We start from the raw sequence: 15634 nt of genomic DNA on the forward strand, positions 1-15634 counted from the left end.
CTGCGCAGGCCTCGCTTTCGAGGCCTGCGGCCTTTTTCCGATAGAAAGTCCGGGAGAGGCTTTTGCCACTTTTCAGTTTCGTTATTCGCCGCCTGCTCCAGATGATACCGACGGTGATCTTCATCCTCATCGTCACCTTCATCCTCGTGCGTCTTCTTCCCGGTGATCCCGCCAGCGCCATGCTCGGCGACCGCGCCCGGGATGCAGACGTGGAGCGGATCAACCGCCAGCTCGGCCTCGACCAACCCGTCGTCGTGCAATTCTTCTATTTCGTGAGGCGCGTCGTCACCGGCGATCTTGGCAATTCGATCGGCCTCAAGGTATCGGTTTCGTCACTGATCCTGCAGCGCCTGCCGGTGACATTGATGCTGACGGGCATGTCGGCTCTGATCGCGCTTGTTCTTGCCGTGCCGCTCGCCTTCATAGCGGCGTCGAAACGGGAGCGGCTGCCGGACAGCATCATCCGCGGTGCGTTCCAGATGGGGCTCTCCATGCCGGTCTTCTATGTCGGCATCGTACTTCTCACCGTTTTTGCGGCCCAGTTGAAACTCTTCCCGGTCGGCGGCTATGGCGACACGCTGGGCGACCGGCTCTACCATCTCTTCCTACCGGCATTGACGCTGGCGCTGAGCTTCGCCGCAGTGCTGATGCGCAACCTGCGCGCCTCGATCATCGAGGTGATGAATGCCGAATATGTCGATTTCGCTACGGCCAAAGGCCTGCGCTCGCGGGTCATCCTCTTCCGGCATATCCTACGCAACGCACTGATCTCCACCGTCACCCTGTTCGGCCTGCAAATCGGCACGCTGCTCGGCGGCGCAGTCATCACCGAAACGGTCTTCGCCGTGCCCGGCGCCGGCCGCCTGCTGATCGACAGCATTTACGGTCGCGATTATCCGGTACTGCAAGGGCTGACGATCGCGCTCGCCGTTCTCGTCTCGCTGACCTTTCTGATCACCGACATAGTCCAGGCCTGGCTCGATCCAAGGATTGCCCGATGAGCGCCGCCTGGGCTGCGGCAAGATCCGCCTTTCGCCTGAAGGCGCTGCCGCGATCGCTTGTATCGGGCGGCGTCATTCTCGGCCTCAGCCTTGTCCTGGCGCTTTGGCCTTCTCTTCTGGCACCTTATGATCCGACCGCGTTCGACTACAGCGCATTGCTGGCGCCGCCGAGCTGGGCGCATCCCTTCGGCACCGACAATTTCGGCCGTGACGTGCTCTCGCGCGTTATCCATGCCTATACGATCGACATGCAGATCGCGATCTTCGCAACCATCGGGCCTTTCATTTTCGGCACGATCGTCGGCGCTTTCGTCGGTTATGCCGGTGGCCTCTCGGAGGCGATCTTCGGACGCATCGTCGATGCGACGATCACTTTCCCTTTCCTGGTCCTGGTCATCGCCATCGTCTCCGTACTCGGACCCGGCCTTGGTAATATGTATGTCGCCGTCGGCGTCGTTGGCTGGGTCTTCTATGCCCGGCTGGTGGCCGCCGAGATCAAAGTGCAGAAACGGCTCGATTATGCCGATGCCGGTCGGGTGATGGGCTACACGCCGCTGCGCATCATCTTCCGGCATCTGCTGCCCAACGCGATTACGCCAGCGATCGTCTACTGGATGACTGACATGGCGCTGGCGATCTTGCTCGGCTCCAGCCTTGGTTATCTCGGCCTCGGCGCTCAGCCGCCAGCCGCCGAATGGGGCGTGCAGATCGCCGACGGCAAGAATTTCATGAATACGGCCTGGTGGATTTCAGTCTTCCCGGGCGTGGCAATCGTCCTGACCGGTCTCGGCTTCAGCCTCGCCGGCGACGGGGTCGCAGACCTTCTGAGGGTGCGGCGGTGATGGCGATGTCCGCAAACATGGGGCCGAACGGAAACACCGGCGGAAACGAGAATGCCGGGCTCGTCGTGCGCGGCCTGACCACGACGTTCGATACGCCGCGCGGGCTGGCGATCGCCGCGGCCGATGTCGATTTCGATGTGGCACCGGGCGAGATCGTCGGGCTTGTCGGCGAATCCGGTTCGGGCAAGAGCGTCACGCTGCGTTCCATCATGGGGTTGATCCGCAAGCCGGGACGCACGACCGGCCATGTCGACTGGCGCGGCCGCGATCTCGTTGCCATGTCGGCAGAGGAACTCCGCAGGATCCGTGGCAGCGAGATCGCGATGATCTTCCAGGAACCGATGACGGCGCTCAATCCGGTCCTGCCGGTCGGCATGCAGATCGAAGAGAATCTGATCGCCCATACGACGCTCACCGCCAGACAGCGGCGGTCGCGAGCACTGGAGCTGATGAACATCGTCGGCATTCCCGCCGCCGACCGACGTCTCGACGAATATCCGCACCAGTTCTCTGGCGGCATGCGGCAGCGCGTGATGATTGCGATTGCGCTCGCCTGTTCGCCGAAACTTCTGCTCGCCGACGAACCGACGACGGCGCTCGACGTGACGATCCAGGACCAGATCCTCAAATTGCTGCTCGATCTGCGCGACCGGATGGCGATGAGCGTCGTGCTCGTCACCCACGATCTCGGCGTGGTTGCCGCGACCTGCGACCGGATGGCGGTCATGTATGCCGGCCGCATCGTCGAGACGGGCACGGTTGCGGAGGTTTTCGCTCGGCCGCGTCATTCCTATACGCGCGGATTGCTAGGCTCCGTGCCCCGATCCGGCACTTCGCGCACCATGCTGCAATCGATCGAGGGCACGCCGCCGAGCCTCACCAACCTGCCGACCGGCTGCGCCTTTCATCCGCGCTGCAGCTTCGCTACGGATATCTGTCTCAAGGAACGCCCGGTGCTGGAGGCTGTGACCTCGCCAACCCGCACGGTCGCCTGTTTCCACCACGAGCGAGTGGCGGCGGCGGAGGCGATCCTGTGAACGCGACCCTTCCCATTCTTTCGATCGACGGCGTCTCGAAACGGTTTCGCGGCCCTTATTCGCTGATGCGGCGCCTGAAAGGCGAACCGCCACTCATCGTGCACGCACTGAACAACGTGACGCTCGAAGTCCATCGCGGCGAGACGCTCGGCATCGTCGGCGAATCCGGCTGCGGCAAATCCACTCTTGCGCGCTGCCTGGTGCGCCTGCACGAGGCCGATGCCGGGGCGGTGCGCTTCGAGGGCAAGGACATCGCGCTCCTGCGCGGCGACGCACGGCGCGCCTTCAACAGAAGGGTGCAGATGATCTTTCAGGATCCCTACGGCTCGCTCAACCCGCGCATGACCGTATCGCAGATCCTGGGTGAAGCGCTTTTCGTCCACCGGATGCGGTCGAAACCGGAGATACCCGGCCGCATCGCCGAACTGCTGGACCTCGTCCGCCTGCCGCAGGATGCGGCGGCGCGCTACCCGCATGAATTCTCCGGCGGCCAGCGGCAGCGCATCGGCATTGCCCGGGCGCTCGCTGTGGAACCCGATGTGATCGTCGCCGACGAACTCGTCTCAGCGCTCGACGTCTCGGTACAGGCGCAGGTGATCAATCTGCTGCTGCAGCTCCAGTCAAGGCTCCATCTCACTGTTGTCTTCGTCGCTCATGACCTGCGCCTCGTGCGGCATATCTCGCACCGGGTGGCGGTCATGTATCTCGGCCAGGTGATGGAGGTGAACACCTCGGAAGGCCTGTTCGCCGCGCCGCGCCACCCCTATTCCAAGGCGCTGCTCGAAGCCGCGCCCGAGCTCGACCCGGGCCAGCGCAATCGCAAGGTCGCGTTGCGCGGCGAACTGCCGAGCCCGCTCAACCTGCCGCCCGGCTGTCCCTTCGCAGGCCGCTGTCCGAATGTCTTCGACCGCTGCCGCACCGAGCGGCCGCTTCTTTCGTCCCGCGGCCGCGGTCAGTTCGCCGCCTGCCATCTGACCGATTTCGGCACGCCGGCGCCAAACGCAAACGATCCAACAGGACTATTGCTTCCATGAGCTACGCAGCCTTCAAAAGCGAGGTCGCCAAGGTCAACGACATCCTTTGCGCAGTGAACCTGCTGACCTGGGATTCGCGGGTGATGATGCCGCCGGGCGGCGTCGATGCGCGCGGCAAGCAGATCGCGACCCTGATCGGCCTCGCCCGGGATATTGCGACCGGCGACGGTTTGCAGCGAGCAATCGAGGAGGCCCGCGCAGAGCTTTCCGGCGTCGCTCCCGGTGATACCCGCCTTCTTGCCGTCGAACAGGCGGCCGATGCAATCGGCACGCTTTCCCGCATCCCGGCATCGCTTGTCGGCGCTGCAGCGGAACTCAAGACCGTCTCCCAGGCGGCCTGGAGCAGAGCGCGAGCCGCCAACGACTTCGCGGCCTTCGCCCCCATGCTTGAACGCACGATGGATATGCAGCGCGAAATCGCCTCGGCGATCGGCTATGACGATCATCCCTATGACGCGCTGGTCGCGACCTACGAGCCGGGCATGACTTGGATCCGCCTGCGTGGTCTTTACGGAGAATTGCGCGAAGCCCTTCTGCCCCTGCTCGCCGAGGTGAAAGAAGCGAATGTCCGTGCCGAAATCCTCGAACGAGCATATCCGGTCGACAGGCAGCGGGCCTTTTCGAGCTTGATCTCCTCCCGCTTTGGTTATGATTTCAACCGCGGCCGCCTCGACGACACCGTCCATCCTTTCGAAATCTCCTTCACCCGCTCCGACGTGCGCATCACCGGCCGTTTTCGCGAAACCTGGTTGCCGGGCGGGCTCTTCGCCGTCTGGCACGAGGCCGGCCACGGCATGTATGAACAGGGCATTCCCGAAGAGTTCTCGCGTTCGGTCTTCGCCACCGATTTCGTCAATCTCTACGCCGTCGGCGGGGCGAGTTTCGGCACCCACGAATCCCAGTCGCGCCTTTGGGAAAACCGCATCGGCCGCTCGCGGCGCTTCTGGGAACTGAACTTTGCCGACCTCAGGAAGACCTTCCCCGACCAGCTTTCGGATGTCTCGGCCGAAGACTTCTGGCGCGCCGTCAACGCGGCGCGTCCCGGTTTCATTCGCGTCGAGGCGGACGAACTGACCTACGATTTCCACATCATGCTGCGCTCGGAGATCGAGGCGGGATTGATGGCGGGCGAGATCCGCGTCGCCGACCTGCCGGCCATATGGCGCGAGAGGATCAAGGTCTATCTCGGCCTTGATGTGCCGAGCGATACACTCGGCGTCTTGCAGGATGTGCACTGGTCGGCTGGCATGGTCGGGTCATTCCCGACCTACACGATCGGCAACATCATGTCCTCGCAGTTCTTCGCAGCCGCCCGCAAAGAGACCGCGGTGGCACTCGGGCTCGAAGCGGGCGACTACCTACCGCTGAAGACATGGCTGAACGACAACGTCCATCAGTTCGGCCGTTCAAAGAGCCCGAGCCAGCTGCTGATGGATGCGACCGGTTCCGATCTGTCGACGGCAGCTTATATCGCCGACCTCGCGCACAAGGTGGAAGAGTTAACGGAATAACGGCAGCAGGCAGGAACAACCGATCGCCGCGCCGGCCTGTTTCGCCGCGCCTTGATCATGACCTCTGCACGCGGCGCGATCAGATTGCTTGGCCTCCGACATCTCGGGCCATCGGGGTCACGGCTGACCGACCGCAAGTCCAAGAGAAAACCGGTTTCACCAATGCATATGCGTGGAGCAAAGATGCGCCATGGCTGCTACCGTCGAAACGAACCCATGAAAAAGATCCCGTCGGTGGGAATAATCTGAAAAGCACGATGTCTACCCTCCTGAACTCTTCGAGAAGGATCAGGAGACAACAATGACTCACTGCTTTTGCAGCACCCGCGTTCTGGTGACGACATCCCTCCTCGCCGTCATTTCCGTATCGGCCTTTGCCCATGATGCGCCGGCTCATCACCACGAAGCCGCGGCTGGAACGGCGGACGAAAGTCCGTTCCTGCAGGAAAACGACGCCGCGATGGTGAAAATGATGAACGATATGGCAGTCAAGCCGACCGGCGATGTGGATCGCGACTTCGTCGAGATGATGATCCCCCATCACCAGGGCGCTATCGACATGGCCGTCGCGTATCTGCGCTACGGCAATAACGAGCAGCTAAAGCGCCTCGCGCAGGAAATCATCGTCGATCAGCAGCAGGAAATCGCCGCCATGCGCATTGCAGTTGGCGATCCGCTGCCCGCATCCGATGCCGTGCCGACGCAGGTCAAATCAGGTGGGGCAAAGACAACACGGAGTTCCGACGAAGAGACATCAAAGGCTCCGACCATCCAGATGATGATGAAACCGGCCAACTGAAAAGGACCGAGATATGAGAACCAACCTGAAGATCTTTGCTTTGCTTGCAAGCACCATGCTTTTACCCGTGGTAGCCTTTGCCGGTCAGCCCCCTGGCCTGGCCTCCGATCCGGACATTCCGATCAGCCACAAGGATCGCATCTATGCCGCGGAGCAATTCTCCAACACGGTTTCGGTATCCGATCCGGTCGACAACAAGCTGCTCGGCGTCATCAAGCTTGGCGATCCGCAGCCCGGCAACCTGAGCCCGCTCTACAAGGGGCAGGTCCTCGTCCACGGCATGGGCTTCTCGCCCGATCACAAGACGCTTGCCGTCGTCTCGATCGGTTCCAACTCGGTCACCTTCATCGACACGGCGACCAACGCCGTCAAGCACACGACCTATGTCGGTCGCTCGCCTCACGAGGCCTTCTACACGCCTGACGGCAAGGAGGTCTGGGTCACCGTACGTGGCGAAGATTATATTTCTGTCATCGACGCGAACACGTTCGAAGAAAAGACCCGCATCAAGGTTGCTCCAGGCCCCGGCATGCAGATCTTCTCGCCGGATGGCAAATACGGCTACATCTGCTCGTCCTTCAATCCGGACGTCGCAGTCGTCACTGTCGCCGACCACCAGATCGTCGGCCACGTGAAGCAGGAAAGCCCCTTTTGCCCCAACATTGCCGCCTCAGCCGACGGCAAGCAGGTCTGGTTCACGCTGAAGGATATCGGCAAGACACAGGTCTTCAATGCCGAGGCACCCTTTGACCTCATCAAGACCATCGATACCGGACCGATTACCAACCACGTCAACCTCGTTATCAACAAGAACGGCAGCTTCGCCTATGTAACCGTCGGCGGTCTCAACGAGGTCAAGGTCTTCCGCACGGACAATTTCGAGCAGGTTGCGACGATCCCGGTCGGCAATCTTCCGCACGGCATCTGGCCATCGGGCGACGGCACACGCGTCTATGTGGGGCTCGAAAACGCCGATCAGTTCGCCGTCATCGACACGCTGAAGAACAAGGTCGTCGCCAATATTCCGATCGGTCAGGCGCCGCAGGCGGTCGCTTATGTCCCGAATGCTGTTCCCGAAGGCGACGGAATGCAAAACCTCGTGCCGCTCGGCGCTGCCGGAGACGCCGCTCACCTGAAGCTTGCAGCCACGGGAGACAAAGACAAAAAGCAGTCGACGAGCGTTACCCTGTTCAATCAGGGGCTGACGCAGGTGCTGCAGGCTGCCGTCGCCGGCCTTGATCCCAAGAAACCCTACGTCCTTGCTCTTTCCGACAAGCCCGATGGCAGCGGTCGGCTCCAGGGATTGGCGACGTTCATGACCAATCCTGCCGGTTCGGCCATCGTCAACGCGGTCGGTCCGATCCGACAGATCGTCGAGGCCAGGCACAAGGACGAGAAGCGATATCTCGTCGTCGCGACCTCGGCCGATGGCAAGCCCGGCGAGGTTGTGCAGGTCCAGGCGGAGTAAGTATAGTGGCCCGCCCGTTCGAGGCGGGCCATCCACCGGCAACAGGTGCGTTATGGATGATCTCCTCTCTCAAGTCGAACCGATGATCCCGGCGCTGCGGCGCTATGCCCGCGGTCTCATCCACGACGCGGTTGCAGCTGACGATCTCGTACAGGACTGCCTTGAACGGGTGATTTCTCATTGGCATAGGCGCCGAAACGATGATGCCCGCACCTGGGTGTTCGCGATCCTGCACAATCTTGCGGTCAATCGCCTCAGACAGGCCTCCAGGCGCGGAGAGCATGTCAGGATCGACGACATTGGCGAGGGTTTTATTGCGCACAAGCCGACGCAGGAAGACGGACTTACGAAGGCGGACGTCATGGCGGCGGTTCAGCGATTGCCGGAAGAACAGCGCAGCGTACTTCTGCTGGTCTCGGTCGAGGACCTGTCCTATGCCCAGGTCGCCGAAGTGATGGCGATCCCCATCGGGACCGTCATGTCTCGGCTGTCGCGAGGACGCGAGCGCCTGCGGCAGATCTTGGAGGATCCTGCGAGTGTCGCTAGACCAGGTTCGCATCTGCGGAGAGTGAAATGACTGACAGGCCAATCACGGAAGATGACCTTCACGCCTATGTAGACGGTCGGCTCGACGATGGCCGCAGTGCCGAGGTCGCGATCTATCTCGAAAGGCACCCGGATGTCGCCAACCGTTTTGCCTCCTACTCCGCCCAGCGCACCACTTTACGCTCGGTATTCGATCCTGTCACCGAAGAGCCGATCCCTGTCGGCCTCAATCTCAATCATATGATCGCCGCGAAACGACAGAACCGTGTCTCCGCCCTGAGGCTTGCGGCAGCGGCCATCGTGCTCTTGTTCGCAGGCGGCTCCGGTGGCTGGTACATGCACGGTGTGATGACCCCTCCCACCGAAGGCGTGGTCGCCCTTGCCCGGGAAGCCTCTGACAGTTTCGCCACCTATGCAGCCGACAGGATCAGGCCGGTCGAGCTACGGGCCGAAAACATGGTCGAGCTGGTCGATTGGGCGACCGAGCGGATGGGGCAGAAGCCTGTCCTGCCGGACTTATCCAAATCCGGATACCGGCTGATGGGCGGCCGCGTCGTCTCCACGCCTCACGGTGCCGGCCTGATGCTGATGTATGACAACGATCATGGCACGCGCCTTGTTATGTTGACGAGGCCTATGGTGGTGGATCAGACGCGAACGATGACGCCGCACTCTCAAGGCAAGGTTGACGGCTGGAGTTGGGCGTCGAATGGGATGGGCTATAGTCTCGTTGGCTTTCTTCCTTCGGAGGCCCTGCACCCCGTTGCCGACGAGATTCGCAAGCAGGTTCTGGGCAAGGCTTGATCGTCTGCTGGCCGCTTTCGATACAGACCAACCCCGGGCGAGATAGTTTCGCCCGGGGTTTTCCTGCATACGGCGAATGGCTCATCCTGTTGTTTTTACTACAATTATCACCAGAATGGGGAATAAAATCGCCGCGTCATGTGTCTTATGGTCGGCATCGCAAGAACGGATGTCAGAACCTTAGGAGATACACGATGAAGTCCATGAAATTCCTGCCGGCGCTTGCCGTCGCCGCATTCGCCGCCACGGCCGCTCTGGCTGCCCCGTCGGTCACCAGTGTCGATACCGCCAAGGGCAAAGTCCTTGCCGGCGAGAAGGGCAAGAGCCTCTACACCTTCAGGAACGACAAGAAGGATGTCTCCAATTGCTATGGCGATTGCGAGAAGAATTGGCCGCCATTGTTTGCTGACGCGAGCGCCAAGGCTGGTAACGGCTATTCGATCGTCACCCGGAAGGACGGCAAGAAGCAGTGGGCGAAGGATGGCATGCCGCTTTATTACTGGGTCAAGGACATGAAGCAGGGCGATGTCACCGGCGACGGCGTTCTTGGCGTCTGGGATCTCGCCCGTCCTTGAGTCTTGTCGCGGTGAAGACATCCGCACCCGAAGTTTCGAGGGCCATGTTCTGGCCCTCGTTTCCCGCTCGGGCACTATTGGCGACGCCCCGCCCGATATGATGCTGGACCGACGAGCTGCTTCAGGCCTGCATCGAAAAGGTGTCGGCCTCCGCAAGCGAATACCGCCCATAGTCGAAGTCAGCCGCCTCGGGCAGGAGTGCGGTGCGATCGCCATCTCCACCGCATCTCCCGCAACACCGTGAAGTTTCGGAAAGATCTGAAGGATTGAAAAGGCTGTATTCGCGTTGCCCACTGGGCATGCCCTCCACGCAGTTTGCGCAACGCGATGGAATCGCCGTTGGCTCAAACGCCTGGGCGGCTGCAGCTAGATCTCGCCTGAGGCTGAGCGACACTCGATGTTCAGGCATGCGTGAACGTGGCCCGGCGCGATCTGTCGCAGCTCGGGCCGGACGCGACTGCAGTGTTCGGCGGCGATCGGACAGCGTGGATGAAAATGGCAGCCGAAGGGTGGATGGAGCGGTGAAGGTATTTCGCCCTGGATCGGCATGAACCGGCGGCGTTGCAGCGAAATCTTGGGCATGCCGTCGAGCAGCATACGCGTATAGGGATGCGTCGGCGAGGCGAAGAGCTGCTTCGTTTCGGCGAGCTCCACGATGCGGCCGAGATACATCACCGCAACCCGGTCGCAGAGATGGCGGATGACGCCGAGATCATGGCTGATGAAGATCATCGCAAGGCCGCTGTCACGCTTGATGTCCATCAACAGGTTGATGATCTGCGCCTGCACCGAGACGTCGAGAGCCGCAACCGCTTCGTCGCAGATCAGCATGTGGGGCTTGACCGCAAGCGCCCGGGCGATGCCGACGCGCTGGCGCTGGCCGCCGGAAAACTGGTGCGGATAGCGATTGATGCTGTCGGCAGGCAGGCCGACGCGGGCGAGAATGTCCACGACATAGTCTTTTGCCTTCGAACGCGGCACTAGTCTGTGCAACACCGCTGCCTCGCCGACGATCTCCCCTACCCTCAGGCGCGGATTGAGGGAGGAAAGCGGGTCCTGGAAGACCATCTGGATCTTCAGTGCGTCGCGTTTGCGGGCCAAGAAGCTGTCATAGGCTTCGCCACGGAAGCACCGCTCGCCGGAAGAGGCCGGCAGAATACCGGCGATCATCCGCGCCAACGTCGATTTCCCGCAGCCGGACTCACCGACCACGCCGAGCGTCTCGCCTTCGCGCAGGGTCAGCGAGACGTTGTCGACGGCCCGCAGCACCGTTGGCTGCCGATCACGGAGAAAATGATTGGCAAATTCACGAATTGGGCTGCCTGCGACGGTGAAGCTGCGCGAAAGGCCCTTTGCCTCGAAGATCATCTCGTTCAAGTGGTCAATCCTCGAATGGATGGTAGCACCAGATGCGGTGCGTGCCGGACAGTTGGGTCGCCGGTACCGGCTCGCCGCAGATTTCCGTCGCCCGTTCGCAGCGGCTGGTGAAGGGACAGCCTTTTCCGAGCGCAAGCAGCGAGGGCATGTTGCCGGGAATCTGCTTCAGCTTCTCTCCCGGCGTGTTGCGCGAAGGAACGGAATCAAGAAGCTTGCGCGTATAGGGATGACGGGCGGAACCGATGATCTCCTGCGTCGTGCCGATCTCCATCATCGCCCCCGCATACATGACCATGATCCGGTCGGCGAGTTCCGAAAGCGTCGACAGATCGTGGGTGATCCAGATCATGCCGAGGCCGCGCTCATCGATCTGCCGGCGGATCTGATAGATGATCTGCGCCTGGATCGTCACATCGAGCGCCGTCGTCGGCTCGTCGGCGATGATCAGATCCGGCCCGAGAAGAAGCGCGATAGCAATGACGACACGCTGGCGCATACCGCCCGACATTTCGTGCGGATAGGCATTCAAGCGCTCCTCCGGCGACGGAATGCCGACGGCCTTCAGCGCCTCGATGCAGCGATCATGCATGTTCCGGCGAGAACCATCCTCATGCGCGCCGATTGCCTCGTACATCTGGTCGCGCACCCGCATCAAAGGGTTGAGCGTCATCAACGGGTTCTGGAAGATCATGGCGATCCTCCGGCCGCGATAGCGGCGCATCTCCTCGAAATCGAGGGTCGTCAGTTCCTCGCCATTAAGGGTGATCGAGCCGGAAACGATGCGGCCCGGCTCGTCGACCTGGCCCATGATCGACATGCCGGTAACCGATTTGCCCGAGCCGGATTCTCCGACGATGCCAAGCACCTCGCCACGAGTAAGATCGAAGGAAATATCGCGCACGGATTTGACCATGCCCTGGCGGGTGAAGAACCAGGTGTTGAGGCCGTCGACTTGGAAAAAGGGTTCACTCATTCGCGCGGGTTCTCCTAGCGATCAAGCCGCGGATTGTTGAGATCGCGCAACCGGTCGCCGAGCAGGTTCATGGCAACGATCATCACCAGCAGCACCACACCCGGATAGATGCTGATCCAATACTTGTGGGAAAAGATGAATTCGTAGCCGCTGGCGATCAGCATGCCGAGAGAAGGCCTGGTGAGCGGCAGGCCTACGCCGAGGAAGCTCAACGAGGATTCGAGCGAGATCGCCGCGGCGATGTTGAGCGTGAAGAGCACGATGATCTGTGGCATACAGTTTGGCAGCACATGGCGCAGCATGATGCGCGCCGGCGACAGCCGCAGGCACTGCGCCGCCTCGACATATTCCTTGCCGAGTTCACTAAGGGCGAAAGAGCGGGCGGTTCGAGCATAATAGGACCATTGCACGATGACGATGGCAAGCACGACTTTGCTGACGCCGTTGCCGAGGACGGCGAGGATCGCCAGCCCGACCAGGAGCGCCGGAAGGCCGAGCATAAAATCGACAGCGCGCATGACGATCGCGTCTGTGACGCCGCCACGCCAGGCCGAGAGAAGCCCGAGCCCAGTGCCGAACACCATGGCGACGCCGGCCGCTACCAACCCGACGAAAACACTGATCCGGATGCCGTAGAGGATGGCCGAGAGCATGTCGCGCCCAAAACCATCGGTGCCGAGACGAAATATGAAGTCCGTCTCCTGCTCCATGGACTTCGCAATAGCCAAAAAAGTGAAGCTCGCAGGCAATGGGGCGCTCGAGATGAGCCTGACCTTGCTGCCCTGTGGGGTGTCAACGGTCCACCAGGGCTGGATCGGGTGTTTCTTGGCACCTTCGACAGTCACGCCTGCCGGCAGGTTGCGGATCTGCAAACTTGCGAGCCGGACATCCTCCGGCTGAACAATGACGCTCAGACAATTCGGTGCGCAGGGCTCGGTCAAAAAGGCAAGGCGGGTCTTGGCCGGCGAAACGGGCTCGACCGATGCAGAGCCGCCATCGACCCGCATATTCGCCCTGATTTCCTCTCCCGGCAGCATGCGCTTGGAGCCCGTGGGCTTCAACGCGTCCGAGAGCTGCAACTGCGTCAGGTCGTATGGATCCGTCGGTGCCAGCAGTGGCGCAAAGATGGCGCAGGCGACGAATGTGATGCTCACCGCGAGACTGACCACGGCGGAGCGGCTTTCGGCAAAACGCCCGGTAAAATCCTTAAGGCCAGCCGTGCTCATGCGGTGCGCCGCCTCAGAACGGATTTGACGCGCGGATCGATGACCGTGTGTAAAATGTCGACGATGAAATTGATGGCGATGAACAGGAGCGCCGTATAGGTGAGCTGCGCCACGATCAACGGCCTGTCCAGTACCTTGATCGAGTTGATCAGAAGCTTACCAAGCCCCGGCCAGGAAAAAACGGTCTCGGTGATCACGCCATAGGCGAGAAGATTGCCCAGTTCGATCCCGGTGACGGTGACGAGCGGAACCAGCGCGTTGCGCAGGATGTGCCCGACGATCACCTTGCGGCTTCTCACGCCCTTGGCATAAGCGAACTTGACGAAGTCGAGGCGTGAGATTTCCATGGTCGCTGCGCGCGTCACGCGCATCAGCAGCGACATCTTGAGCAGCGCCAGGCTGAAAGCCGGCATGATGACGTGCGACCAGCCGTCGAGCGTCCAGAGGCTGGAGGTGATGCCGAAATGCGTTGCCAGTTGGCCCCGGTCGCCGACCGGCAAGATCGGCAGGGCAATGCCGAATGCGACGATGAGCAGCATGCCCTGCCAGAACGTGGGGATGCTCACTCCGATCAGCGAGAAGGCCATGATGCCTCGACCGAGCAGCGATTCCGGCTTCAAACCGGCATAAAGACCCGCCGGAATGGAAATGCCAACGGCGATGAGGAAGGCCACCAAGCCGAGCTCCAGGCTGGCGGGCAGCCGTTGCAGAAGGATACTGACGACCGGCTCCTTGTAGACGAAAGAGGCCCCCCAATCCCCCTGTGCCGCATTGCCAAGGAAGACCAGGTATTGGTGCCAAAGCGGCTTGTCGAGGCCGAGCGCGGCGATGGCGGCAAGCCGGTCAGCCTCCGAAGCTTCCGACGAGATCAGGATATCCGCCGGGTTACCGATCAGCCAGACCCCGACGAACAGCACGATCGACAGCACGAACACGACGATGACGCTTTGCAACAGGCGCTGCAGCACGAAGGACAGCATCAGCGGTCAACCTTCAGGTAGGCGTTGATGTTGCGCTGCTCGACGGTCGGAAACGATCCGGCTCCGATATCCTGAACCAGCGATCCAAAATGCACCGCGTATTCAGCGCATATGCCGCTCGTATTTCCGGTTTCAAGCCGATTCTCGATCTCTGCCCGAAGCGCCGGGCCGCCCGGCAGCAACGACAATTCCTCCAGGAAAGGAGCTTTGCCGCCTGCCGCCGCCAAGGCAGCGTCATGGACCAGTTCGTGCCCCTTGTGTTTGCCGAGCGTCTCACCGAGCCGCATCATGGCAAATTCGCCGAAGATGGCCCCCTGCGACAGATCCAGATTGGCCCGCATCCGCTCCGTATCGACATAGAGGTCGCGCACCAGAAGTTCGGTCCGCACGAGGATTTCGGAGATGGCACCGATGACTTCCGCCAGTCCATCCTCGAACATCTGGTTGGCGCTGCCGTCTGATTCAAACGAGCGGTGGGCGGTCGCCATCAGCATCCCCGCGCACGAATAGAGCTTGTTGCTGTTGGCGATGATGCCGTAGCACAGAATAGGATTGATCTTCTGCGGCATGGTGGAGGAACCGATGGTGCCCTCGATGCGGCCCTCGTGCAGTTCCCCATATTCCTCCGACGAGCTCTGATAGACCTCCTCGGCGATCTTGTGGCAGATGGACGCCGTCAAACTCAACGCATTGACATATTCACACATGTGGGTGCGGATCGCCCGCGAGGGAATGGCCATATCGCCCATGCAGAGAAGTGCGGCCACCCGTGATTGAAATGCGGGGCCTTGTCTGCCGAGAGCCGAAAAGCAGCCGACGGCACCACCGCTCATGACCACGAAGGCACGCTTCTCAGTCTCTTTGAGCCGGTCCATCGCCTGAAGGAATTCTTCGATCCAGACCGCCACCTTGAAGCCGAAGGTGATCGGCACAGCGTGGCGATAATGTGTGCGTCCGGCCATGATGGTGTTGGCATGGGTCCGGGCATGACGGCCGAGATGACGCAGGATGTCCGCGAGCAGTTCGTCCAGCACCACTTGAGCGCGCTTGGCGAGCAGCAGCAGTCCGGTCTGGATGACGTTCTGCGTGGTGATACCCCAGTGGACATATCCGCCGTGCTTTGGGCCGCAGAGCCGGACGAGCTCGTTGATCACCGGCATGAGAGGGTGCCGGGTTGTCCGGTACGATGTGTCCAGGCGGCTCATGTCCAAATACTCGTAACGGCAATGTTCTGCGATCGCCTCCGCTGAGGCGATGGGGATCATGCCGAGCTCTCCTTGAGCGATCGCCACAGCCTTCTCGACGTCCAGGAAGGCTTGGTAGATGGCCGGTGGCGCAAAAGCGTCCCGCAGTCCTCGGTAGTCGTATTGCGACGTAAGCGCGTCGTTGAATTCTGTACCCATTCGGCTTCGCACTTTCATGAAAACAAAAGCAAGGCCGGCTTGACCACCAGCCTTGCCG

At 61.3% G+C, this 15634-nt stretch carries 15 protein-coding genes; 10 read left to right on the forward strand and 5 right to left on the reverse strand.

What is annotated here, in order from left to right; genetic code table 11:
- Positions 1–62 precede the first annotated feature (62 nt).
- The 10 genes from JL39_RS08885 to JL39_RS08930 all read left to right on the forward strand — a co-directional run bounded on the left by JL39_RS08885 (position 63) and on the right by JL39_RS08930 (position 9617).
- Positions 63–1001, forward strand: a complete 939-nt coding sequence (locus JL39_RS08885; protein ID WP_037148332.1) for an ABC transporter permease — start codon at positions 63–65, stop codon at positions 999–1001.
- A complete protein-coding gene (locus tag JL39_RS08890) occupies positions 998–1843 on the forward strand; it encodes an ABC transporter permease (RefSeq protein WP_037148334.1) in 846 nt (281 codons plus the stop codon). The genes JL39_RS08885 and JL39_RS08890 overlap by 4 nt, the downstream gene beginning before the upstream one ends.
- A complete protein-coding gene (locus tag JL39_RS08895; RefSeq protein WP_244446848.1) occupies positions 1843–2880 on the forward strand; it encodes an ABC transporter ATP-binding protein in 1038 nt (345 codons plus the stop codon). Before JL39_RS08890 ends, JL39_RS08895 begins: the two co-directional genes overlap by 1 nt.
- Entirely contained in the window at positions 2877–3914 is a 1038-nt protein-coding gene (locus JL39_RS08900) for an oligopeptide/dipeptide ABC transporter ATP-binding protein (protein WP_052182751.1), read from the forward strand. Before JL39_RS08895 ends, JL39_RS08900 begins: the two co-directional genes overlap by 4 nt.
- The gene (locus tag JL39_RS08905; protein WP_037148336.1) at positions 3911–5425 is read left to right on the forward strand and encodes a carboxypeptidase M32; all 1515 of its coding nucleotides are present in this window, start codon (positions 3911–3913) and stop codon (positions 5423–5425) included. Before JL39_RS08900 ends, JL39_RS08905 begins: the two co-directional genes overlap by 4 nt.
- A 301-nt stretch (positions 5426–5726) precedes the next feature.
- On the forward strand, positions 5727–6224 hold the full coding sequence (locus tag JL39_RS08910) for a DUF305 domain-containing protein (protein ID WP_052182752.1): 498 nt from the start codon (positions 5727–5729) through the stop codon (positions 6222–6224).
- 13 nt (positions 6225–6237) lie between these two features.
- Positions 6238–7692, forward strand: coding sequence for a YncE family protein (locus JL39_RS08915; RefSeq protein ID WP_037148338.1), 1455 nt, complete (start codon positions 6238–6240; stop codon positions 7690–7692).
- Between the two features lie 52 nt (positions 7693–7744).
- Positions 7745–8269, forward strand: coding sequence for a sigma-70 family RNA polymerase sigma factor (locus JL39_RS08920; RefSeq protein ID WP_037148340.1), 525 nt, complete (start codon positions 7745–7747; stop codon positions 8267–8269).
- Positions 8266–9042: an anti-sigma factor gene (locus JL39_RS08925; RefSeq protein WP_037148342.1), complete on the forward strand. Its 777-nt coding sequence runs from the start codon at positions 8266–8268 to the stop codon at positions 9040–9042. Before JL39_RS08920 ends, JL39_RS08925 begins: the two co-directional genes overlap by 4 nt.
- Positions 9043–9236: 194 nt before the next feature.
- Positions 9237–9617, forward strand: a complete 381-nt coding sequence (locus JL39_RS08930; protein ID WP_037148344.1) for a lipoprotein — start codon at positions 9237–9239, stop codon at positions 9615–9617.
- A 366-nt stretch (positions 9618–9983) separates the two neighbouring features.
- On the opposite strand, the gene JL39_RS08935 is transcribed toward JL39_RS08930, so the two are convergent.
- From JL39_RS08935 to JL39_RS08955, 5 genes are read right to left on the reverse strand one after another with little or no spacing between them, the layout of a single operon-like run.
- Positions 9984–10985, reverse strand: a complete 1002-nt coding sequence (locus JL39_RS08935) for an oligopeptide/dipeptide ABC transporter ATP-binding protein (RefSeq protein WP_037148807.1) — start codon at positions 10983–10985, stop codon at positions 9984–9986.
- 13 nt (positions 10986–10998) lie between these two features.
- Positions 10999–11967: an ABC transporter ATP-binding protein gene (locus tag JL39_RS08940; protein ID WP_037148346.1), complete on the reverse strand. Its 969-nt coding sequence runs from the start codon at positions 11965–11967 to the stop codon at positions 10999–11001.
- A 14-nt stretch (positions 11968–11981) separates the two neighbouring features.
- Entirely contained in the window at positions 11982–13193 is a 1212-nt protein-coding gene (locus tag JL39_RS30885; protein ID WP_081952750.1) for an ABC transporter permease, read from the reverse strand.
- The gene (locus JL39_RS08950; protein WP_037148348.1) at positions 13190–14173 is read right to left on the reverse strand and encodes an ABC transporter permease; all 984 of its coding nucleotides are present in this window, start codon (positions 14171–14173) and stop codon (positions 13190–13192) included. Before JL39_RS08950 ends, JL39_RS30885 begins: the two co-directional genes overlap by 4 nt.
- Complete coding sequence (locus JL39_RS08955; protein ID WP_052182753.1) at positions 14173–15576, reverse strand: adenylosuccinate lyase family protein; 1404 nt, start codon at positions 15574–15576, stop codon at positions 14173–14175. Before JL39_RS08955 ends, JL39_RS08950 begins: the two co-directional genes overlap by 1 nt.
- Positions 15577–15634 lie beyond the last annotated feature (58 nt).

Source organism: Rhizobium sp. YS-1r (assembly GCF_000757525.1).
Taxonomy (GTDB): domain Bacteria; phylum Pseudomonadota; class Alphaproteobacteria; order Rhizobiales; family Rhizobiaceae; genus Neorhizobium; species Neorhizobium petrolearium.

Coding starts and splice junctions, on each gene's coding strand:
- JL39_RS08955 (WP_052182753.1), bottom strand. CDS start 15,576: ATGGGTACAGAATTCAACGACGCGCTTACGTCGCAATACGACTACCGA.
- JL39_RS08915 (WP_037148338.1), top strand. CDS start 6,238: ATGAGAACCAACCTGAAGATCTTTGCTTTGCTTGCAAGCACCATGCTT.
- JL39_RS08940 (WP_037148346.1), bottom strand. CDS start 11,967: ATGAGTGAACCCTTTTTCCAAGTCGACGGCCTCAACACCTGGTTCTTC.
- JL39_RS08950 (WP_037148348.1), bottom strand. CDS start 14,173: ATGCTGTCCTTCGTGCTGCAGCGCCTGTTGCAAAGCGTCATCGTCGTG.
- JL39_RS08920 (WP_037148340.1), top strand. CDS start 7,745: ATGGATGATCTCCTCTCTCAAGTCGAACCGATGATCCCGGCGCTGCGG.
- JL39_RS30885 (WP_081952750.1), bottom strand. CDS start 13,193: ATGAGCACGGCTGGCCTTAAGGATTTTACCGGGCGTTTTGCCGAAAGC.
- JL39_RS08925 (WP_037148342.1), top strand. CDS start 8,266: ATGACTGACAGGCCAATCACGGAAGATGACCTTCACGCCTATGTAGAC.
- JL39_RS08935 (WP_037148807.1), bottom strand. CDS start 10,985: ATGATCTTCGAGGCAAAGGGCCTTTCGCGCAGCTTCACCGTCGCAGGC.
- JL39_RS08890 (WP_037148334.1), top strand. CDS start 998: ATGAGCGCCGCCTGGGCTGCGGCAAGATCCGCCTTTCGCCTGAAGGCG.
- JL39_RS08930 (WP_037148344.1), top strand. CDS start 9,237: ATGAAGTCCATGAAATTCCTGCCGGCGCTTGCCGTCGCCGCATTCGCC.
- JL39_RS08905 (WP_037148336.1), top strand. CDS start 3,911: ATGAGCTACGCAGCCTTCAAAAGCGAGGTCGCCAAGGTCAACGACATC.
- JL39_RS08895 (WP_244446848.1), top strand. CDS start 1,843: ATGGCGATGTCCGCAAACATGGGGCCGAACGGAAACACCGGCGGAAAC.
- JL39_RS08910 (WP_052182752.1), top strand. CDS start 5,727: ATGACTCACTGCTTTTGCAGCACCCGCGTTCTGGTGACGACATCCCTC.